General features: G+C 56.2%; 19 protein-coding genes and 1 pseudogene. 9 read left to right on the top strand and 11 right to left on the bottom strand.

All coding sequences use genetic code 11. The annotated features are described in order from the left end of the window. Nucleotides 1–190: 190 nt before the first annotated feature. Both B9Z39_RS10935 and B9Z39_RS10930 read left to right on the top strand, forming a co-directional pair. A complete protein-coding gene (locus B9Z39_RS10935; protein ID WP_108301755.1) occupies nucleotides 191–1459 on the top strand; it encodes a restriction endonuclease subunit S in 1269 nt (422 codons plus the stop codon). 28 nt (nucleotides 1460–1487) lie between these two features. Continuing rightward, on the top strand, nucleotides 1488–4784 hold the full coding sequence (locus B9Z39_RS10930) for a type I restriction endonuclease subunit R (protein ID WP_108301754.1): 3297 nt from the start codon (nucleotides 1488–1490) through the stop codon (nucleotides 4782–4784). A gap of 137 nt (nucleotides 4785–4921) precedes the next feature. Here B9Z39_RS10930 and B9Z39_RS10925 read toward each other — a convergent pair whose 3' ends face one another. Both B9Z39_RS10925 and B9Z39_RS10920 read right to left on the bottom strand, forming a co-directional pair. After that, the gene (locus tag B9Z39_RS10925; protein ID WP_108301753.1) at nucleotides 4922–5248 is read right to left on the bottom strand and encodes an XRE family transcriptional regulator; all 327 of its coding nucleotides are present in this window, start codon (nucleotides 5246–5248) and stop codon (nucleotides 4922–4924) included. Further along, a complete protein-coding gene (locus B9Z39_RS10920; protein WP_108301752.1) occupies nucleotides 5241–5603 on the bottom strand; it encodes a type II toxin-antitoxin system RelE/ParE family toxin in 363 nt (120 codons plus the stop codon). Before B9Z39_RS10920 ends, B9Z39_RS10925 begins: the two co-directional genes overlap by 8 nt. 126 nt (nucleotides 5604–5729) lie before the next feature. Here B9Z39_RS10920 and B9Z39_RS10915 point away from each other — a divergent pair, with 126 nt between their 5' ends. Further along, nucleotides 5730–6545: a Fic family protein gene (locus B9Z39_RS10915; RefSeq protein ID WP_199221202.1), complete on the top strand. Its 816-nt coding sequence runs from the start codon at nucleotides 5730–5732 to the stop codon at nucleotides 6543–6545. Nucleotides 6546–6677: 132 nt separating this feature from the next. Here B9Z39_RS10915 and B9Z39_RS10910 read toward each other — a convergent pair whose 3' ends face one another. The 5 genes from B9Z39_RS10910 to B9Z39_RS10890 form a co-directional block, all read right to left on the bottom strand. Further along, on the bottom strand, nucleotides 6678–7319 hold the full coding sequence (locus tag B9Z39_RS10910) for a flavin reductase family protein (RefSeq protein WP_108301853.1): 642 nt from the start codon (nucleotides 7317–7319) through the stop codon (nucleotides 6678–6680). A 94-nt stretch (nucleotides 7320–7413) separates the two neighbouring features. Beyond that, nucleotides 7414–8460 carry an esterase gene (locus B9Z39_RS10905; RefSeq protein WP_108301750.1) on the bottom strand — a complete coding sequence of 349 codons (1047 nt, stop codon included), beginning with the start codon at nucleotides 8458–8460 and terminating at the stop codon, nucleotides 7414–7416. 51 nt (nucleotides 8461–8511) lie between these two features. Then, nucleotides 8512–9489: a tripartite tricarboxylate transporter substrate binding protein gene (locus B9Z39_RS10900; RefSeq protein WP_100144002.1), complete on the bottom strand. Its 978-nt coding sequence runs from the start codon at nucleotides 9487–9489 to the stop codon at nucleotides 8512–8514. 12 nt (nucleotides 9490–9501) lie between these two features. Beyond that, the gene (locus tag B9Z39_RS10895; protein ID WP_108301749.1) at nucleotides 9502–10305 is read right to left on the bottom strand and encodes an enoyl-CoA hydratase; all 804 of its coding nucleotides are present in this window, start codon (nucleotides 10303–10305) and stop codon (nucleotides 9502–9504) included. 1 nt (nucleotide 10306) lies between these two features. Next, nucleotides 10307–11500, bottom strand: a complete 1194-nt coding sequence (locus B9Z39_RS10890; protein WP_108301748.1) for a CaiB/BaiF CoA-transferase family protein — start codon at nucleotides 11498–11500, stop codon at nucleotides 10307–10309. A gap of 222 nt (nucleotides 11501–11722) precedes the next feature. On the opposite strand from B9Z39_RS10890, the gene B9Z39_RS10885 reads away from it, so the two are divergent. Genes B9Z39_RS10885 through B9Z39_RS16990 form a run of 4 tightly spaced genes read left to right on the top strand, consistent with a single transcriptional unit; the run spans nucleotide 11723 to nucleotide 13841 of the window. Next, nucleotides 11723–12169 carry a DUF2141 domain-containing protein gene (locus tag B9Z39_RS10885; protein ID WP_108301747.1) on the top strand — a complete coding sequence of 149 codons (447 nt, stop codon included), beginning with the start codon at nucleotides 11723–11725 and terminating at the stop codon, nucleotides 12167–12169. A 2-nt stretch (nucleotides 12170–12171) separates the two neighbouring features. Then, nucleotides 12172–12969: an SDR family oxidoreductase gene (locus tag B9Z39_RS10880; protein WP_108301746.1), complete on the top strand. Its 798-nt coding sequence runs from the start codon at nucleotides 12172–12174 to the stop codon at nucleotides 12967–12969. An 11-nt stretch (nucleotides 12970–12980) separates the two neighbouring features. Then, a complete protein-coding gene (locus B9Z39_RS10875; RefSeq protein WP_146183323.1) occupies nucleotides 12981–13670 on the top strand; it encodes a TetR/AcrR family transcriptional regulator in 690 nt (229 codons plus the stop codon). Between the two features lie 9 nt (nucleotides 13671–13679). Then, nucleotides 13680–13841: a hypothetical protein gene (locus B9Z39_RS16990; RefSeq protein ID WP_158236101.1), complete on the top strand. Its 162-nt coding sequence runs from the start codon at nucleotides 13680–13682 to the stop codon at nucleotides 13839–13841. Nucleotides 13842–13911: 70 nt separating this feature from the next. On the opposite strand, the gene B9Z39_RS10870 is transcribed toward B9Z39_RS16990, so the two are convergent. From B9Z39_RS10870 to B9Z39_RS16910, 4 genes are all read right to left on the bottom strand, one after another. Continuing rightward, nucleotides 13912–14976 (bottom strand): HupE/UreJ family protein, encoded by a 1065-nt coding sequence (locus tag B9Z39_RS10870; protein WP_108301744.1) that lies wholly within the window; start codon nucleotides 14974–14976, stop codon nucleotides 13912–13914. A gap of 74 nt (nucleotides 14977–15050) precedes the next feature. Next, complete coding sequence (locus tag B9Z39_RS10865; RefSeq protein WP_199221201.1) at nucleotides 15051–15944, bottom strand: YHYH protein; 894 nt, start codon at nucleotides 15942–15944, stop codon at nucleotides 15051–15053. An 88-nt stretch (nucleotides 15945–16032) separates the two neighbouring features. Then, the gene (locus B9Z39_RS10860) at nucleotides 16033–17076 is read right to left on the bottom strand and encodes a YHYH protein (protein WP_100144018.1); all 1044 of its coding nucleotides are present in this window, start codon (nucleotides 17074–17076) and stop codon (nucleotides 16033–16035) included. Between the two features lie 19 nt (nucleotides 17077–17095). Further along, nucleotides 17096–17374, bottom strand: coding sequence for a hypothetical protein (locus B9Z39_RS16910; RefSeq protein ID WP_146183322.1), 279 nt, complete (start codon nucleotides 17372–17374; stop codon nucleotides 17096–17098). A gap of 175 nt (nucleotides 17375–17549) precedes the next feature. On the opposite strand from B9Z39_RS16910, the gene B9Z39_RS10850 reads away from it, so the two are divergent. Next, nucleotides 17550–19127 (top strand): multicopper oxidase family protein, encoded by a 1578-nt coding sequence (locus tag B9Z39_RS10850; RefSeq protein ID WP_108301742.1) that lies wholly within the window; start codon nucleotides 17550–17552, stop codon nucleotides 19125–19127. Beyond that, nucleotides 19128–19445, top strand: a pseudogene (locus B9Z39_RS17270) (fibronectin type III domain-containing protein); the annotation flags it as partial. Nucleotides 19446–19487: the final 42 nt, after the last annotated feature.

The raw sequence follows: 19487 nt of genomic DNA, 5'->3' as shown, positions 1-19487 counted from the left end.
GTTCCGCGCCGCAATTAGTGTCACCACTGCTGACACTATTGCCAAAAGTCGCACCACTGGTGAGACAAATTCACCCAGATGCGGCCAGCTTATTCAAGTGCAGCCGCCAGACCCACTGGCCGGACAAGAAACTGCTACAGGCCAAACTGCATGAGTTTTATTTGGCGAACGTGGGTCAGGGGGAGGCGGAATGAGTCGGTATAAGGCTTATCCGTGGTACCGGGATTCCGGCGTTGAATGGCTCGGCAAAGTGCCCAGCGAATGGAAATTGTGCCCACTGAAGTTCATGGCACGAATAAAAAATGGACAGGATTACAAAAGGGTTGAGGCTGATGAAGGCTACCCTGTAATCGGTTCAGGGGGCCAATTCTCATACGCGTCACAATTCACTTACAACAAGGCCTCTGTTCTTCTTGGCCGTAAGGGAACCATCGATAAGCCTCTCTACATAAATGAGCCATTTTGGACCGTGGATACGATGTATTACACGGAAGTTAACGAGGACGTTGACCCGAAATTTCTGTACTACCTTGCGCTAACCATTCAATTCTCACGCTATGCAACCAATACCGCGTTGCCAAGCATGACCCAAGAGAATCTGGGCAATTACGTATTCGCAATTCCTACAAACAGCGAAAGTAGAAAAAATATTGCCGCTTTCCTCGACCACGAAACGGCGAAGATTGATGCCTTGATCGAGAAGCAGCAGCGTCTGATTGAGTTGCTCAAGGAAAAGCGCCAAGCTGTCATCAGCCATGCCGTCACCAAAGGCCTCAACCCCAATGCTCCGATGAAAGAATCCGGCGTGGAGTGGCTAGGCGAAGTGCCTGCGCACTGGGATTTGCAACCGCTAAAGTATCTATGCACCTTTTGTGGCGGCGGCACACCAAGCAAAGATAACCTGAGCTACTGGACTGACGGCAATATTCCATGGGTGTCTCCCAAGGATATGAAAAGCTTCTGGATTAACGATAGCCAAGACAAGATTACGCAAGCGGCTGTACAGGGTTCATCTACCAACTTTGTAGATGCTGGCGCTTTATTAATTGTTGTCCGCTCAGGAATATTGCAAAGAACCATTCCTATCGCAATCAATACAGTTCCGGTCACCCTCAACCAAGATATGAAGGCGTTGTCTTTTATCCCAGAAATGAGTGTTGAGTTCGCGGCAAATTTCATCCTCGGGAATATTCCACCGCTGCTGTTGGAATGGTCGAAGGAGGGCGCCACTGTTGAAAGCATTGAGCACGAATATTTGTCATCAAGTGTTTTCCCTGTGCCGCCTAACGAAGAGCAACTTGAAATCAACGCCACCGTTCGCAAACGAATGGAGTCATTCGATGCACTGGAGCAACAAGCATCGACGGGTATTTCTCTGCTCCAAGAACGCCGCACCGCCCTGATCTCTTCTGCCGTCACCGGCAAGATCGACGTGCGCGACTGGCAAGCACCCACCTGACCCACCCTAATCTCTTTAGCACACAGCCATGAGCGACCAAGCCACCGAACGCATCTTTCAAGACGACATCATTCGCCAGTTGCTGGCCAACGGCTGGTTGCTCGGATCGCCGGACAAGTACAACCGCGAACTGGCCTTGTACCCCGAGGATGCGCTGGGTTTTGTGCAAGAGACGCAAGACGCGCAGTGGCAAAAGTTTTGCGCCAACCACCCCAAGGATGCGGAGCAGAAGTTTTTGCAACTGGTTGCCACCCAGCTGGGCAAGGCCGACCCGAACGCCACGCACAAAGACACCCGCACCTTTGGCACGCTGGGCGTGCTGCGCCACGAGCTGCGCGACCGCAATGCGCGTTTGTCGCTGTGCCAGTTCAAACCCGAGCATGACCTGAACCCAGACACCTTGGCGCGTTACGCCAAGAACCGCCTGCGCGTGGTGCCGGAGCTGGTGTACAGCCCGTGGGCCACGGATGCACACCTGCTTGAGACGGGCACCAAGGCCAAGGCGTGGCGGATTGATCTGGTGCTGTTCGTCAATGGCGTGCCGGTGGCAACGCTGGAACTGAAGAGCGAATTTAAACAGGCGGTGGACCGCGCTATTCGGCAGTACAAAACCACGCGCCTGCCCGTGGACCCGGTGGCACGCAAACCAGAACCGCTGCTGACCTTCAAGCGTGGCGCGCTGGTGCACTTTGCGGTGAGCCAGTATGAGGTGCATATGGCCACGCGGCTGGAGGGGGAGGGCACTTACTTTCTGCCCTTCAACAAAGGCACGCACGATGGCGGCGCGGGCAATGATGTGCCGGACGACATCAACCGCTACGCCACCGATTACCTGTGGAACGAGGTGCTGCTGCCGGACAACCTGCTCAACATCCTGGCCCGCTTTGTGCACTTGCAGATTGAGGACAAGGAAGACTGGGAAGGCCGCAAGTACAAGAAGGAAAGCATGATCTTCCCGCGCTACCACCAGTGGGACGTGGTGGGCAAGCTGCTGGCGGCGGCGCGCAGCGAGGGGCCGGGGCAGAAGTACCTGATTCAGCACAGCGCGGGTTCGGGCAAGTCGAACTCGATTGCCTGGGTGGCGCACCAGCTCTCATCGCTGTACAAGCTTGACGGCAAGAAGCAGTTTGACTCGGTCATTGTGGTGACCGACCGCACCGTGCTGGACGCGCAGTTGCAAGACACGATCTACCAGTTTGAACATACCGATGGCGTGGTAGGGCGCATCAACAACAAGGAAGGCGACGGCTCCAAGTCTGAGAAGCTGGCGGGCGCATTGGAGTCGGCCCAGCCCATCATCATCGTCACCATCCAGACCTTTCCCCATGTGTTGAAGGCGATTGAAAACAGCGTGAGCCTGAAGGAGCGCTGTTACGCCATCATTGCGGACGAGGCGCATTCGTCGCAAAGCGGCTCGACGGCGCGGCAGCTCAAAGAGGTGCTGATGAAGGAAGCCGGGGAGGAGGGTGAAGAACTTGATAGCGACGACATCATCGCTGCCACAGTGGCTTCGCGCCGTGCATCAGGCAACCTGAGCTACTTTGCCTTTACCGCCACGCCCAAGGCCAAGACGCTGGAGCTGTTTGGCCGCGTGCCGCGCCCTGACGAGGTGGCGTCCGTTACCAATAAGCCAGCGGCGTTTCATGTGTACAGCATGCGCCAGGCGATTGAGGAGGGCTTCATCCTCGATGTGCTCAAGAACTACACCAACTACAAGGTGGCGTACAAGCTGGCGCTCAAGGTGCAGGCTGCCGACGCGGAAGTGGAAAGCAAGCGCGCCAAGGTGAAGCTCAACCAATGGGTGCGCCTGCACGACCACAACATTGCCCAAAAGGTGATGGTGATTGTGGAGCACTTCAAACACAACGTGATGGGCTTGCTGGGCGGGCAGGCCAAGGCCATGGTGGTGACCAGCTCGCGCAAGGAGGCGGTGCGCTACAAGCATTGTTTTGACAAGTACATATCAGAGAAGGGCTACCAGAAGATTCATGCCATGGTGGCGTTTTCGGGTGAGGTGGTGTTCACCGACAAAGACCCGAATGCCGCCGACTTGGTTGGTGAAAAGTTCACCGAAACCAATATGAACCCGAACCTCAAGCGCCGCGATATGCGCAAGGCTTTTGATTCGGACGATTACCAGGTGATGATCGTCGCCAACAAGTTCCAGACCGGCTTTGACCAGCCCAAGCTGTGCGCCATGTATGTGGACAAGAAGCTGGCCGGGGTGGAGTGCGTGCAAACGCTGTCGCGCTTGAACCGCACTTACCCGAACAAGGCCGAGACGGGCACCTTTGTGCTGGATTTCTTCAACGAGCCGGATGAGATTCTGGAGGCCTTTCAGCCTTACTTCCAGACAGCGGAGCTACTGGACGTGTCCGACCCCAACCTGATCTTTGCGCTGCAAGACAAGCTGCGGGCGGGTGGCATTTTTATGTGGCAGGAAGTGGAACAGTTCTGCGCCGCGTTTTATGTGAAGAACAAGAGCAACGCCGCGATTGCCAATATCTGCAAGCCAGCGGTGCAACGCTGGCAGCTGCGCTACAAGTCGGCGGTGGAGGCTTTCAAAATCGCCAAGGAGATGTTTGAGCGCACGCAGAAAACGGGCGATGCAGTGCTGATTGCGAACGCCGAGAAAAGCCTGAAGGAATGCCAGAAGGAAAAAGACGCGCTCGAAATCTTCAAGAAAGACCTGGGCACGTTTGTGCGCTTTTACGAGTTCATGTCGCAGATCGTGGATTACGACGATACCGACTTGGAAAAGCTCAGTCTGTACGCGCGCAACCTGCGCCCTATGCTGCGCGAAACGGTGCTGAATGAAGACGACATCGACCTAGACAACGTGATGCTCAGCCATTACCGTGTAGCCAAAATTCGTCAGCAGGATTTGCTGCTCAAAGAAAATACGGGTGAGTACAAGCTGGAGCCAGGCGAAGGCCTGGGTACGGCCAAGCCAAAGGACAGACAAGAAGAGTATCTGTCGCAGATCATCAACCGCCTCAATGAGGTGTTCGTGACCGACCAGCTCACCGACAAAGACATGGTGAACTACGCCTACACGATCCGCGACAAGGTGGGCGAGAACATCAAGGTGATGAAGCAGATCGAGAACAACTCGCCCGAACAGGCCTTGCTGGGTGACTTCTCCAAAGCCATTGACGACGCCATCCTCGACAGCAGCGAAGCCCACCAGAACCAGATGATGCAGCTACTGGCCGACCCAAGCAAAGCTGCCAACTTTGCGCGGATTGTGTTTGATCTGCTGGTGCAGGCGCAACAGACACCACCACCAACCACACGAATCTCTGGGCCGCACTCCACTGGTTGAGTGCCGTGTGAAGCAATTCCCAAACCGCTGCTTCTAACCTGGTGTGTGTTGGTGATCGTCCGCTTCATGGCATGCCCATCTCACTTGGTGGACTGCACGGCCGTTTGCATAGACGATGGGATGGGAGGCCTGATTTCTCAGGCGGCCAGTGGTCGTTCAAGGTCCGAAAAGTTGCTGATCTTGACGGCACCGTCGGGAAATCGGGCAACGACTTCCAGTTCACCGCCCATGGCTTCGATGTGGCTACGCAGGGTGGACAGGTACATGTCGGTGCGCTTTTCCAGCTTGGCAACGGCCGGTTGCTGGATGTGCAGCACCTCAGCCAGCATTTTCTGGGACAGGCCACGTGCCTGACGGAGTTCGTTGAGAGGCATTTCAGCCAGCATCGCGCGAGCTTTTTCGTCGGCGCGCGTTTGCGATTCTGGCGTCATCCTAGCCCGCAGGTTGGCAAATTTTTTAGTCATCAATCAGTCCTTCCTTTCGCAGTTCCTCAAGATGTTCGTCGTACAGCCGGTCAGCGATAGGCACATTGGTTGTGTACCAGCGGTCATCGCCTGTTTTGTCGCCGCCAATCAGTAAGATCGCGGCGCGTCGAGGGTCGAATGCGTACAGCGTGCGCAGAGGGTTCCCGCCGTGCTGGGTTCGAAGCTCTCGCATGTGGCCGTGTTTGGAACCGTTGATGCCACTGCTGTGCGGAAAACCCAGTGCGGGGCCACGCTCTTCCAGTAGCTGGACCGAGGCGGCAAGAGACACCTGTTCGTCTTCTGTCAAGCTCGACCACCACTCCTCGAACTCATCTGTGTATTCAACTTCCCACATGGATTGAATATATCCTCCATGGAATATTCTGTCAAAGGAATGTTTTGGGGCGGAATCTCCAGTCTCTGTGCCCAGCCATCGCAAGTCCTAGTCTCTTGGGGCGGGCAGGGCGCTGAGCTCTGGCATATGCCTTACGACCCCAAGCGTTTGGCGCTGTTTGAACAGCTCGCATCCCAGTTGCGGTCTACCCCTTTGGCGCAGCCTGCTGCTGTCGTGCAGACCGAGGCCGCGCGAGCCAACTTCGCTTTTCTCGAGTCGTATTTCAGCAACTTCATCGAGGGCACCGAGTTCGATGTGCAGCATGCACGTGCGTTTGTCCTGCAAGGCCAGCCCATTGCTGAGCGGCCCAAAGATTCGCATGACATTCTTGGTGTGTTTCGACAAGCATTGCAGCCCAGCTGGGCCTTGCAAACACTGGCCAGCGGCGAACCCGTGCTGAACCAACTGCGCGCTCGACATGCCGATCAGATGCAAGAGCGTCCAGAAGTTGGTCCCGGTGAATTCAAAGTCTTGACCAATCGCGCAGGCCACACAGAGTTTGTTGCCCCTCAGTTAGTGCGGGGCACGTTGGTTCAAGGCACGCAATTGCTGCCCAGCGTTCCTGCCGGCACTGCGAGGGCATTGCTGGCCATGTTCATCGTGTCCGAGGTACACCCCTTCACCGACGGTAATGGTCGCTTGGCCCGTTTGGTCATGAATGCCGAACTCTCTGCCGTTGGAAGCTGCCGAATCATCGTGCCAACACTGTTTCGTGAAGAGTACCTCGATAGCCTGCGTGTGCTCAGTCGCCAAGGCGATGCGGTACCTTGGATGGCTGCCATGCAAAAAATCCATCGCTGGACCGCTGCATTTCGCTTTGAAGATTTGGACGACACGATTGCTCAGATGGCGCAATGCAACGCGTTTGAACGCTCGCCTGTGCAGTTCAGGTTACTCACCTAAGACACACATTCTGAAGGTGTCATTGGGTTTGCTTGGCAACATGCACATGGACGTAGCTACTTGGTTTGCCATCAGTTGCCCGTACTCGCAGCAAGAGGCCTTGAAAAGGCCTCATTCAAATAAAGGCCTCATTCAAATTTCATCAATGGGTGTCGATGTAGGCGCAGCAACGCCAGCGACCTCTTCAACTGAAAATCTGTCGCGTGTGGTGGTGTAAAAGCTGGCACCAAATCGACCAACGGGGTGGTAGTCACGCAAATTGACGCGCCATGCCTGTGTGTCAATCAGCCCATCGCGTGCCGACAACCATTTGACACGGCCAATGAACACATAACGACTCGGTGTTTCCAGCGTTTCATGCAGCACGCATTCAAAAGCAACAGGCGCTTCAACGATGCGAGGTGGCTTGACGGTGTGTGATGCCGCGCTGGTCAAGCCAACATGCGTCAACTCACTCACGTGCGAGGGCAAGGCTTCGCCACAGGCGTGCATTTTGGCGGCCATGGCTTCGTCGGTCATGTGCACCACAAACTCACCTTGGTTCAGGATGTTTGCTGCCGTGTCTTTGAGCCGTCCATCGGTGAGCCGGTTGATGCTCAACATCACAATAGGTGGGTCTTCACCCACCATGTTGAACATGGAAAAAGGTGCGGCATTCGCCACACCGTTGGCTCCGAGTGTTGTCACCAAGGCAATGGGTCGAGGCACGATCAGGCTGGCCATCAGCTTGTAGCGCTGATAGGCGCTGATTTGCTCGAAGTCAACTTCAGTCATGGGTTCGCTTTGTGTGGGTTGCTCACCAACCATACCATCGACAAGTCACTTCATTGATGGGGTTCGTGAAAGCATGAAACCCCATTCAGCCTACTCAGCGCACAAACCCTTTGTTGGACAACCACTGTTGAATCACTTGCGCAATCTGCTGGTTGTTGCGGTCCATCATCATCATGTGGCTGTTGCCTTGAATACCGATCTCAGGCAGGTTCACCAAATCGGGCTTGCCCCCAGCAGCGCGAATGGCGTCATGAAACTTGATGTTATTGGCACGGATGGTGGGCCAACGGGCATCGCTGGCAATGTAGTCGCCATAAATGCTCAAGCTGGGGATGTCTTTGAGTTTGGCCGCTTGGCTGATGTCGCCCACGCCTGCGGGCTCCACCAACACCAGCGCCTTGACTTTGTCGGGCCGCGCTTGCGCCACTTTGTAGCCAAAGGGGCCGCCTTGTGAGTGCGCCAGCACCACACACGGACACACTTTGTCCACCAGCGCAATGTAGGCGGCAATGGTGGGCTCGTCGGTGCTGGTCCAGCGCGGCACCACCTGTTTGGTGAAGTTGTCGTAGCCCTCGGTGGGGAACTGGTTGCCGGGCAGTGGCTTCATCTTGGCGGGGTCGCGGTTGTAGCTGCCAGGGCCATTGCCAATGCGAAAACGTTCAAACGGATTTTCTTTGGTCAAGAACACCGGGTCGGTTTTGGTGATTTCGGGGTACATGGCCCAGCCTGAACGGCCGCGCTCCACGGCGTCGCTGTTGTACACCGTCCAGCCTTGGCGGATGAAGTAGTTGAGCCAGCCTTCGCGACCGTCGGGTGTGGTCTCATACGTCACACCACTCAAGCCGCCGCCATGCCACATCAACAAAGGCAGCTTGCCTTTTTCGGTGGCGGGCACAAAGTACTGCACATACATTTGCTCGACTTGGTAGACACCATTGGGGTCCACCTTGGCCGGAACACCGCCTTGCGAGAACAGCACTTCTTTGATGGGTTTGCCCGAAAGCTCTACTTCGCGCCCACCGATATGGAAGGAGCCCATGTCTTTGAGTGCCAAAGACCCTGAGGGTGTGCTGCATGCGCTCAGCAGCGCACAGCTCAAGGCAAGTAAATTGAAGAGCCGATGAGGCAACTGAGTTTTCATGTGGGGTGTTTTCCGTGTGAGATAAAAAATGCGAACGTGTTGCAGCGTGGGTCAATCGACCTTGGCCCCCGACTCCACCACCAGCTTGGCCCACATGGGGGCGTCTTTGAGGTTTTGGGCCTGAAATTCAGCAGGGGATGCATTGGGCGCAGGGTCCATACCTTGCGTGGCCAGCTTGTCGCGAATGTCCGGGCGCTTGAGCACCTTGACCGCAGCATCAAACACCTTCTTGATATCTTCTGCACGCATGGCAGAGGGCGCATACAAACCGAAAGAGAAGCTGATGTCGTAGTCAGGCAGGGCCGCTTCTTTCATGCCCATGATGCCGGGGATGGCGCCCGATTTTTCTTGCGTGGTGATGGCCAAGGCCCGAATGCGTCCGCCGCGAACCTGCGGCAGCACCACGGGCGAGGTGCCGTAAATCACCTGGGTGTCGCCCGCGATCACCGATTGCACGGCAGGTGCGCCACCCTTGAAGGGGATGTGCAAGATGTCCAAGTCCGACACGCTGTTGAACAACACCCCTGCCATGTGCGGTGCTGAACCGTTGCCACTGGAGGCAAAGTTGAGCTTGCCTGGGTTCTTCTTGGCATAGGCGATCAACTCTTTGATGCTGTGCACGGGCAGGTTGTTGTTGACAGCAATCACCATCGGACCATTGGCCAACAAGGTGACGGGTTGAAAGTCTTTCTCAATGTCGTAGGGCAGCTTTTTGTACAGCGCTTTGTTGATGTAGGGGTTGCTGCCCACCAGCAGGGTGTAGCCATCTGCGGGTGCTTTGAGCACGATCTCGCTGGCCAAGTTGCCCGCAGCGCCAGGGCGGTTGTCAATCACGGCCGACTGGCCCAGCTCTGCGGCAATGGCCTCACCCACGGTGCGTGTGACAAAGTCACCCGAGCCGCCTGGCGGGTAACCCACCACAAAGCGAATCGGTTTGTTGGGGTAGGGTTGTGCCAAGACCGACAGTGCACTGCACAAGCAGGCAGCGCCTAACCACTGAAACGAGCGACGTGACAAACCGTTGAACATGGGCGTGTACTCCTAGTGACCGTTGAAAACAGGGGGGCGTTTGGCCGCAAAGGCCTGTCGGCCTTCTTGGTAGTCTTGGCTGGCAAAGCACGCGTTCACCATGGCCTGCATCAAGGCCATGTCGCGTTGCTCGGGGTTCTTGCGCAGCTCCAACAGCGCGCGCTTGGCAGCAGCCAGCGTGAGGGGCGCGTTCTCGCACACCGTGCGGGTGTAGTCATCCACGGTGGCCGACAAGGCTTCAGGGACCACCACTTGCTTAGCCAAGCCCATGGCCAGTGCGTCGTGCGCGTCAAAGATGCGGGCGCTGAAAAACAAATCGGCGGTGTGGCCCACGCCCACAATTTCGGTGAAACGTTTCACGCCATCGAAGGCATAGCCCAAGCCCAGTCGGCCCGCAGGCATGCGAAATTTGGCGTTGCTGGCGCAAATGCGCACATCGCAGTTGAGCGCCAAACCCAAACCACCGCCCATGCATATGCCTTGAATTTGGGCCACGGTCGGTTTGGGGCAATCGAGCACGGCGGCATAGCCCGCTTCGGAGGCTTGCGAGTAAACGATGTTGGCGTCGCCCGTGCGCATGGTGTCGAATTGGCTGATGTCGGCACCCGACACAAAGGCTTTGTCGCCTGCACCGCTGAGCACGATCACCCGGATGTCGGTGTCATCCACAAAATCTTGCATGACCTGGGGCAGGGCGGCCCACATGTCGTAGTTCATCGCATTGAATTTGCGGGGGTTGTTGAACACGACATGGCCGACGTGTCCGCGTTTGAAACTTTGCAGTGTGCCGGGGGCGTGGGGTTCAGGTGTGGACACGTCAGATGACCTTTTTTTCTTGCCATGCGGCGATTTGTGATTCGGTGTACCCCAGGCTGGTGAGCACCTCGTGGTTGTGCTCGCCCAGTTGGGGTTGGCTGGACCGCACGCTGGCAGGGGTTCGCGTGAGTGTGATGGGTTGCGCCACGACACGAATGTCACCGCGCTTGGCGTTGTGTACCGTGACGGCTGCCTTCAAATGTTGAACCTGTGGATCGTCAAACACCTCTTGCATGTTGTAGATCGGGCCACAGGGCACACCGGCTTCATTGAGGCAGTCCACCCAGTGCTGGGTGGTGTGTTGGGCGAAAGCGCGGTTCAGCTCGGCGTTGAGGTAACTGCGGTCTTTCAAGCGCCCTGGGTTGGTTTGGTAGCGCGGTTCATCGCGCAGGTCCAAGCGCCCGAGCACGGTGCACAGCGCACGAAACTGCGTGGTGCCCGAGGCCCCAATGTTGAAGTGCCCGTTGGACGATTGAAACGTGCCCATGGGCGTGGCAAACGGGTGGTCGTTGCCGGCTTGTGGTGGCACCTCGCCATCAATCAAATAGCGTGCCGCTTGGAAATCGCACAGGCCAATCATCGATTGCAGCAAATTGGTTTGCACCCATTGGCCACGGCCCGAGGTTTCGCGCTCCAGCAGCGCCACCATCACGCCCATGGCGGCAAAGTTGCCGGCACTTGAGTCTGCAATTGCAATCCCTGCGCGCACTGGGCCTTGGCCGGGCAAGCCCGTGACCGACATCATGCCGCCCATGCCTTGGGCAATTTGGTCAAAGCCTGGGCGCTTGCGGTAAGGACCGTCCTCACCAAAGCCAGAAATACTGGCCAAGATGATGCGTGGGTTGATGGCTGCCAGGCTGTCGTAATCGAGACCTAAACGAAACTTCACATCCGGGCGAAAGTTCTCCACCACCACGTCGGCGGTTTGCACCAGCCGGTAAAAAATCTCTCGCGCCTCGGGCTCTTTCAAGTTCAGCGTGATGGCCCGCTTGTTGCGGTGCAGGTTGAGCATGTCGTAGGTTTCGCGCCCGCCCAAAGCGCCTTCGTTGGGGTCGACGCCTGGGGGCGATTCGATGCGAATCACATCGGCCCCAAAGTCGGCCAACACACGCACACAGGTCGGCCCCGAGCGAACGCGTGTCAAGTCCAGCACCTTGAAGCGTGCCAGTGCGAAAGAAGTGGGGGAGGAAGGCATGGAGGAAAACCCGACGTGAGCTGAGGAATCAAAACAGACCTGAAGCTAACGGGGCACCGTGCCTGTGACAAGGGTGGAATCCATGGCCCATGTCGCCCAGGTGTCGCCAATGCCTCAAGGGTAAGTGCTCTATTTTTTTAATCATTAGTGATTAATTTTTGTTGGCATTCGCATTTAATCGAATCTAAACTTTACTTAGATTGTTTCAAAAGGAGTGTCTTCATGCGTGCTGTTCGCTTTGTTTTTCCCCTCATTCTTTGTGCTTTGACCACCCATTCGATGGCGGCTGAACCGGCTGACAAAACCCTGCGCGTGGAGGTTTCTCAAGTTCGCAGCGCTACCGGAGATGTGGGCTGTTTGTTGTTCAACTCTGCCGATGGTTATCCTGAAGTCCATGCCAAGGCTTACCAAGAAACACACGTCGCGATTGATGCAAATCGCGCCACGTGTGAGTTCAAAAATGTCGCTTCAGGAACTTATGCAGCCATCGTTTTTCACGATGAAAACAAAAACGGCAAGCTGAATAAAAACTTTGTGGGCATGCCCAAAGAGGGGTATGCGGCCTCCAACAATGAGCGACCTGCTTTTTCAGCCCCTCGGTTCAAGGAAGCTTCGTTTGTGCTGAATGCAGACAGTCCAACGACCATCAAAATTCAAATGGGGTACTGACCATGGCTCAGCTCAAAGGCAAAACTGCACTCATCACCGGTGCATCCTCGGGCATCGGAAAAGCCATTGCATCCAGACTGGGGGCCGAGGGCGTCAACCTTGTTCTGGTGGCACGTTCTCAGGCAGCGCTTGCGCAACTGGCGGATGCGCTGAGCCGTCAATACGGCGTCAGCGCTACCGCTGTTGTGCTGGACCTGTCGCAACCCAACTGCGGGGCTCATCTACACAGCCAGCTGGCATCCAAAGGCGTTGTTGTGGATATCTTGGTGAACAACGCGGGCTTGGGGACCTATGGCCCGTTTGAAACACTGTCACCGGAAGTCGAGCAAGAGGAGATTGCCGTGAATGTTTCAGCTGTTGTGAGCCTCACACATGCGTTCATTCCCCGCATGCTTGAACGCCGCACAGGTGTGGTGTTGAACTTGGCATCGACTGCGGCGTTTCAACCTGCGCCCTACATGGCCGTGTATGCGGCCAGCAAGGCCTTTGTGTTGAGTTTCAGTGAGGCGCTGTGGGCGGAGTACCGTGGCAAAGGCGTTCATGTTGTGGCCCTATGCCCTGGCGCGGTAGAGACGCAATTCATTGACAAATTAGACGATGCTTCGGTCAGACAAACCAGCGTGTTTTCTAAAACCATTCAACCCGAACAAGTTGCCGAACAAGCGTTGATGGCCATTCAGGGGCAGGCACCCACCCGAATCATTGGCATCAAGAATTGGTTGCTCGCCAATTCGGTTCGGTTGGCCCCCAGAGACATGGTGGCCCGCAGTGGTGAAAAAATGTTGAGACCATCCAAGTAGAGGAGCGTGGGTTGGCTCAAACATCCAAGTCAAACGGCATGCGCATCAAGAAGGCCGATTACCACCACGGTGACTTACGACGTGCGTTGGTGCAGACGGCGCTCAAGGTCATTGATCAGCGTGGGGTGGATGCGCTCACGTTGAAAGATTTGGCCGTTCGCACAGGTGTTTCCCCTGGGGCGCCTTACCACCATTTTGCGGACCGCTCAGAGTTGCTGGCAGCCATTGCACAAGAAGGTTTCGAGTTGCTTGCATCAGCCATGAGGCACGCGAGCGAGGCTGCCGTACAAACGCCAGCAGCCAACTTGCAAGCTCTGGGGTGTGCCTACATCATGTTTGCTGTCTCTCACCGCGGACACTTCAAGGTGATGTTTCGTGGGGATTTGCATGGCAAAGAAAATGCGGCTCGGGCTCAGGCGGGCGAGCGTGCTTTTCAACTGTTATGCGATGCGGTTCAAGCTTGTCAAAAAGCTGGCGCTGTTCCCAAGGGAAACCCAGAGCCATGGGTGCTCCATGCCTGGGCGACGGTGCATGGCTTATCCACCCTTTTGGTGGATGGCAGCCTGAAAAAAACAACCATCCCCGCCGATCAATTGCCGCAATTGATCACGAGCTTGGGCACCCAAATGTTCCGCGCTTTGGCCGCAGAGTCAGAGAGCAAGACACGCGCTACCCGTGCTACCCCCCAACTGAAAAGCTAAGTTGAAACGATGGAACTCACGCCAACAGTTGCCATCCATTCGGTGATGCATCGGGCACATGACGCGCACCGAAAGACCATGCAGTATCTGTATTGGTTGGCCTGTGTCACCCCTGGCATCTTCACGCTGCTACCTGGGCGCTTGTTGGGGCAAATGGTCTGGGGACAGTAGCTTTGCATGGCGATGCGTGAGTGCTGGAACATCGTCAAAAAAATATTGGCGCAAGTGCCCGGGGCTCGTCTTAAGCGCTGACGAGTAATCTTTCAAAAAACCAAACCATGCCCAAAGCCATCGCACCATACGAGATCCAAGCGTTGTCGAGCTTGATCGATGCGTTGCCAGACAAGTGACGCATGGCTTGAAACGCAGCGACTGCTGCCATTGCCACGGCCAGTTGCCCCAGTTCAATGCCCAGGTTAAAGCCAGCCAAGCTCAACACCTTGCGACTGCCGCTCAAACCCAGGTCGCTGAATGCTTGTGCCAAACCTAACCCATGAATCAAGGCACAGCCAAACACGCCGACCCAGCGCACCGCCGCTGGCGGTGTTTGCGCCCGGTGCACGCACCATCGGTCAAACCCCGCCATGCCCACAATGGTGGCTGCAATGGCCGGCTCTACCAGCGCAGCAGGGGCCGTCCAGCCCAAGACGTTGCACGCGATCAGGGTGACGGCATGTCCTGCTGTGAAGCACGTCAAGGCCACCAGCATGTGTCGCACGCGCCACCCTGCGGCCAGCACCACCAGCAAGAACAACACATGGTCTGCGCCCGTCAAAATGTGTTCCGCGCCTAGCGTCAGTTGATCGACAAACACGGTCCAGCCAGAGGGTAAAACCTCCAGCGTGCGCCGCGCTGGCGTGAAGGTCATGAGTTGTGATTCTTCACCACGTGTCACGGTGACGTGTTGTGTTTGTTCATCGGCTCGGCTGCCGAACAGGTCCAACTTGAATTGCCATGCCGTGTTAGGTGGTGTTAACGCAAATCGGCCCAACACCACCAGTTGTTGGGCGGGTGCCGTGGGTGCATCGTCAGGCGGTGACAGGGTGAATATCACGCCTTGTAGAGGGGCCAGTCCCTGCGGCCCAGCCAATTGCACGCCCGCGCGTATTTGTGTCTCAATCTCGCGCCGGTGTGCATTGCCCTCCACATAGGACAGCCGCCCATCGCCATCGTCATCGATGTTTTTGAACGCCGTGGTGGGCAGCGACATCACCATGTAAGCCCCATCGCCAACCAGGTTCAGTGTGCCGCGCTGAGCCACCATCAGGTGTGCGTGGACTGTCGTGCTGGCAAGCAGCATGACCATTCACAGCCAGGCGTTCACCACCTGCGCCTTGCATGAATGTCTAGACATCCATCGGCGCATTCAAGCGCAATGCCTCATAGCTTGCCCTTCATGCACCGCTGCAAATAGGGGTAGCTGTCGGTGGCGTAGTAGTGGTAAATGCCTTGAGGGAACTCAGGCGTCACCCCTATGCGGCCATTGCATTCATCCAGGTCGCCCAGTCCTGCCACATACTCACGGTCTTGCTCGAACGTGCCCATGGCGTACAAGCTGGTCGGGGGCCGATTGGCATCTGGTGTGGCCTTGAGTCGGTAGCTGCCCTGCATCACTTTGAGTGCAGAGTGAGCGTCGGACGCAACGCTGTAACCGTAGCGCGCATAAATAGGAAATCCATCGCCAGCCCAGCCAATCAGTGTCATGGCTACCCCTTTGTTGAGCTTGGCCACAAACTCTTCTGGAATGCCGTGGTAGTGGTACGTGCCACTCGGTTGCACGTGTGCATTGCTGGGATCGGTGCCGAAGTTGAATGAGGATTGGCCCATTGCTTCAATGTTCCAACGCCCAAAACTTGGCCCCATTGGGCAATGGGTGCCTGCATCGTTGCACGTGCCCGCAGTGCCTGGATCTATCTTGATGCCGTTGAGGACATAGCCCGTCATCACACGCGGCCCGCCTTTGCGGGTGATGGAGGGGGTGGCCTCGGGAAACAACGGCATCGAGACTTGAATGCGCTGTTCAGACATCGTCTCTGGGTTGCCAGGGTTGGGAAAAACGCCCGTGGGGTGGTCGGGAATGCCGTTGGCTGTCAATTTGCGCCGAGAACCTTCACACGACCAACGGGCTTTGCTGGTGGCCTTGACCGATGGCGTGCTGTTGAATTCTTCTTGTGCGTAATCACACAACACTCCTACGGTGCTACTTTGGTTGGCCCTCAGAGACATTGGGTTGACGCTGGCTGCATGTGGCTCAACACAGCCTTGCAACGACATGACAACGAGTGATGACAGTGTGGCCATCAACCCCCACTTCGGCCATGCAGTGGATTTTTTGAAGGGCCTGACGACGAGATTTGCGTGGCTAATTGAGCTTTCCATAAACGCAACGTTGAAGGTGAGGGAAGGTGTTGGTGGCGTAATAGTGGTAAGTGCCGTTGGGAAATTCAGGCGTTTTACCAGTGCGACCGTTGCATGCGTCTAAATCACCCGACCCAGCCACGTATTCATAGTCTTGCGTGAAGGCTCCTAGAGGGTAGGTGGTGGTGGAAGGACGATTGGCATCAGGGGATGTTTGGAGTTGGTAGCTGCTGACGATCTCCTTGATCGCAGAAGTTGTGTCCAATGGATCTGTATACCCGTACGGTGAATAGATCGGGAAACCATCTATCGCCCAACCGATGAGGGTCATGCCAGTGGTCGATTTGGTTGGGTTGAGTTTTGTCACAAGCTGTACAGGATTGCCGTGGTAGTGGTAGGTTCCCTGGGGCTGCACGTGTGCGTTGCTGTCGTCTGTTCCAAACTTGAAGCTGCTCTGACCCAAAGCCTCAATATTCCAAGCGTAATTTCCTCCACCCAATTCGCAAATAGTCCCAGAGTTGTTGCAGGTGCCTGCCGTGCTCGGGTCGAACACGATGCCATTCAATGCCACCCCTAACTTTTGCGTACCACTGTTGCTGGCTGTGACGGCAGATGTTTGGGTGGGCGTCAATGTCATGGACTTAGAAACGCTCTGAGCCACGATGGTGTTGGGGTTGTATACGTTGGGGAAAGCTATGTTGGATGCACTGTCCGTCACACTCACACTGTTGACGGTTCTGCTGAGCGTGTAGTCTGGCAAGCCATTGGCGCTGACTGAGCGCGTTGTGCTGCTGCAAGACCACGTCACGATGGCACATGTACCTGCCTTCAACACCGAGTAAGAGCTGATTTGTATTTTGGTCGCGTAGCTGCAAAACACCCCAGCAGTTGTGCCCGTGTCCGTATTGCTGGTGGATGTCGTGCCCGTGGAGCTGTATGCACTACAAGACGTCTCCGCGGTTGTAGATCCACCTCCACCGCCGCAACCCCAGAGTGAGGCAAGCATGACGATGGCAAGACTTGTTTTGATGCAACGAAAGCGAGTCATGGTGTGAACTGCGTGAGATTTATTTGGGAGGAGGCATGCCACCCTCGGGGGCGTTCAATGGCCGACAGGCCAGTGGCTTGCCTTCGGGGGCCCAGCAACTGCCTTTGAGGGTGCCTTGTGGGCTCGAAAAATTGCAGTCCTGACCAGACTTCAGCGTCTTGCAGGCTGCCAGTGATTCAGGAGGGGGGGCTGGCGGCATACCTCCACCTGTTGTCGGTTGAGCGCAAAGTGCAATGCCATACAGCGCCATGCAAGAAGCCATGACGGCGCGTAACACTTGCAGTCGTTGGGTGTTCATTTTTTCTCCTAGAGGTTGGCTAGGACGGCATGTCCTGGTTCTTATTCTGAGAAAAAAATGTGTTGCAAATATGTGTAAATTATTTTGAGAGATTTAATTAATACAGATCAAACTTCGCAATTCCTCCACAATTTTTTTTCAGAATCAATGCCCATCTATTCATCGGTGCGTGGTCATGAAAAAGACATTGAACAAGCCAGTCGATCTGGGCAAACGCGAGCACCTCAAGTTCATGGCGGGTTCTGCATTGGCCTCAACCACTGTTCTTCTGGGATGCATAGGGCCACCACCACGCCATGCGCCCCCACGCCTTGTGCCCTCAAGCGATTTGCACGCCAATCAGCCCCGCAACTTCAACGCTTTGCCCATTGCGCCGTTGCATACCGGCACGCTCAGTCAAGGGGTGACCACGTTTGACCTGGCACTGTCTGCCAGCACCGTGCCCTACCGCGAGGGGCCCCACACCAACACCTATGGTTACAACGGGGCTGGCTTTGGGGGGCCAACCTTGGTCATGAAAAAAGGGTCGCGGGCCAGAATGCAAGTCACCAACCAATTGGCTGAACCCACCACCACGCATTGGCACGGCCTGCTGGTGCCTGGGCCTGTTGATGGCGGGCCGCACCAGGTGGTGAAGGCTGGGGCTACTTGGTTGACCGATGCCTTCACCGTCAAGAACAACGCGGCGACCTATTGGTACCACCCCCACATGCATGAGATGACCCAAAAGCAACTCACCCTCGGGGCGGTCGGCTTGATCATTGTGCAAGACGAAGCCGAGGCAGCGCTTGAACTGCCAAGAACCTATGGCGTGGATGACATTCCTTTGGTGCTGACCAGTCGACGCTTTACCAAAGTACAGGGTGTGGCCAATCAGTTTCAGTACACCGACACGGCCTATGGCGATCACATGCTGTCGAATGGCGTGATGAATGCGCAGGTGGGCTTGCCTCAACAACTGGTGCGCTTGCGTCTCTTGAATGCGGAGGTTGAGCGCGACTACAACCTGGGCCTGAGCGATGGTCGCAGCTTTTATGTGGTGGCCAGCGATGGCGGCTTGCTCAATGCGCCCGTGGCTGTGACGCGTTTGATCATGTCCCCGGGCGAGCGTTACGAAATACTGCTGGACTTATCGGGCGATGCGGTGGGCAACACCCTTGACCTGAATGCCTACAACGGTCCAGATGCAGGCTTGAGTTTTGGCTTTGCTGGCTATGAGCCCGATCAAGCGGGTGAGTTTGGCAGTTTGTTGAATTACAAAACATTCAGCGTCTTGAACATCAAAGTCGTGGCGTCTACAGACAAGCCGGTGACTCGGATGCCGTCCTGTTGGGTGAGCCATGTGTACCCCAACACGTCACAGGCCACGAACGCACGCGCGTTGACCATCACGGCACGTGGCCCAGGGGACCCATTCACGTTCAACAACGTGGGGTTCAATATGGACAGGATCAACCAAGAGGTGAAGCTTGGCAGCACAGAGTCTTGGACCATCCATGCAGGCAATATTTTTGGACACTCATTCCACATCCACGGCGTGCAATTCAAACTGGTGGCTCGCAACGCAAGTGCTGCGGCTGTTAAAAACTATGAACAGGGATGGAAAGACACCTTCCACATACCCCTTGGCGAATCGGTCACCTTCGTGGCCAAGTTTGACGAGGCCGCCGATACCCGCTATCCCTTCATGTACCACTGTCACATGGTGAACCACGAAGACGCTGGGTTGATGGGGCAATTTGTGGTCCAGTGAATGCGTTGGATTCGTCTGTTGCAGATCTCTCGGGTATTGCTGTGTGCGATGGCTGTTGCGTCATCGGGCTGTGACTGGGGCAGACTTCCCGCAGCTCCGATTCTGATCCATGCAGCGACTGAGCAGGCCAGTGTTCGTCTGGCGTGGATCGCTCCTTTTTCCGCAGGGCAATCTGCCATTGCCTCGTACACAGCAACATGTCAGGCATCTGGCGAACACCTGACCGTCACGGCACTTGCGAGCCCGGCCACCCTCTATGGACTCAATCCAGGGACACGCTATGCATGTGCTGTCACCGCCAGCAATGCATCGGGAACAGGCTCCGAGTCCAACACACTGCATGTCTTGGTGCGACCTCAG

Source organism: Limnohabitans sp. JirII-29, from assembly GCF_003063395.1.
GTDB lineage: Bacteria > Pseudomonadota > Gammaproteobacteria > Burkholderiales > Burkholderiaceae_C > Limnohabitans.
The sequence above is the reverse complement of the archived record's forward strand: the minus strand, read 5'-3'. Positions and strand labels throughout refer to the sequence as shown.

Coding starts and splice junctions, on each gene's coding strand:
- B9Z39_RS10935 (WP_108301755.1), top strand. CDS start 191: ATGAGTCGGTATAAGGCTTATCCGTGGTACCGGGATTCCGGCGTTGAA.
- B9Z39_RS10930 (WP_108301754.1), top strand. CDS start 1,488: ATGAGCGACCAAGCCACCGAACGCATCTTTCAAGACGACATCATTCGC.
- B9Z39_RS10925 (WP_108301753.1), bottom strand. CDS start 5,248: ATGACTAAAAAATTTGCCAACCTGCGGGCTAGGATGACGCCAGAATCG.
- B9Z39_RS10920 (WP_108301752.1), bottom strand. CDS start 5,603: ATGTGGGAAGTTGAATACACAGATGAGTTCGAGGAGTGGTGGTCGAGC.
- B9Z39_RS10915 (WP_199221202.1), top strand. CDS start 5,730: ATGCCTTACGACCCCAAGCGTTTGGCGCTGTTTGAACAGCTCGCATCC.
- B9Z39_RS10910 (WP_108301853.1), bottom strand. CDS start 7,319: ATGACTGAAGTTGACTTCGAGCAAATCAGCGCCTATCAGCGCTACAAG.
- B9Z39_RS10905 (WP_108301750.1), bottom strand. CDS start 8,460: ATGAAAACTCAGTTGCCTCATCGGCTCTTCAATTTACTTGCCTTGAGC.
- B9Z39_RS10900 (WP_100144002.1), bottom strand. CDS start 9,489: ATGTTCAACGGTTTGTCACGTCGCTCGTTTCAGTGGTTAGGCGCTGCC.
- B9Z39_RS10890 (WP_108301748.1), bottom strand. CDS start 11,500: ATGCCTTCCTCCCCCACTTCTTTCGCACTGGCACGCTTCAAGGTGCTG.
- B9Z39_RS10885 (WP_108301747.1), top strand. CDS start 11,723: ATGCGTGCTGTTCGCTTTGTTTTTCCCCTCATTCTTTGTGCTTTGACC.
- B9Z39_RS10880 (WP_108301746.1), top strand. CDS start 12,172: ATGGCTCAGCTCAAAGGCAAAACTGCACTCATCACCGGTGCATCCTCG.
- B9Z39_RS16990 (WP_158236101.1), top strand. CDS start 13,680: ATGGAACTCACGCCAACAGTTGCCATCCATTCGGTGATGCATCGGGCA.
- B9Z39_RS10870 (WP_108301744.1), bottom strand. CDS start 14,976: ATGGTCATGCTGCTTGCCAGCACGACAGTCCACGCACACCTGATGGTG.
- B9Z39_RS10865 (WP_199221201.1), bottom strand. CDS start 15,944: ATGTCGTTGCAAGGCTGTGTTGAGCCACATGCAGCCAGCGTCAACCCA.
- B9Z39_RS10860 (WP_100144018.1), bottom strand. CDS start 17,076: ATGACTCGCTTTCGTTGCATCAAAACAAGTCTTGCCATCGTCATGCTT.
- B9Z39_RS16910 (WP_146183322.1), bottom strand. CDS start 17,374: ATGAACACCCAACGACTGCAAGTGTTACGCGCCGTCATGGCTTCTTGC.
- B9Z39_RS10850 (WP_108301742.1), top strand. CDS start 17,550: ATGAAAAAGACATTGAACAAGCCAGTCGATCTGGGCAAACGCGAGCAC.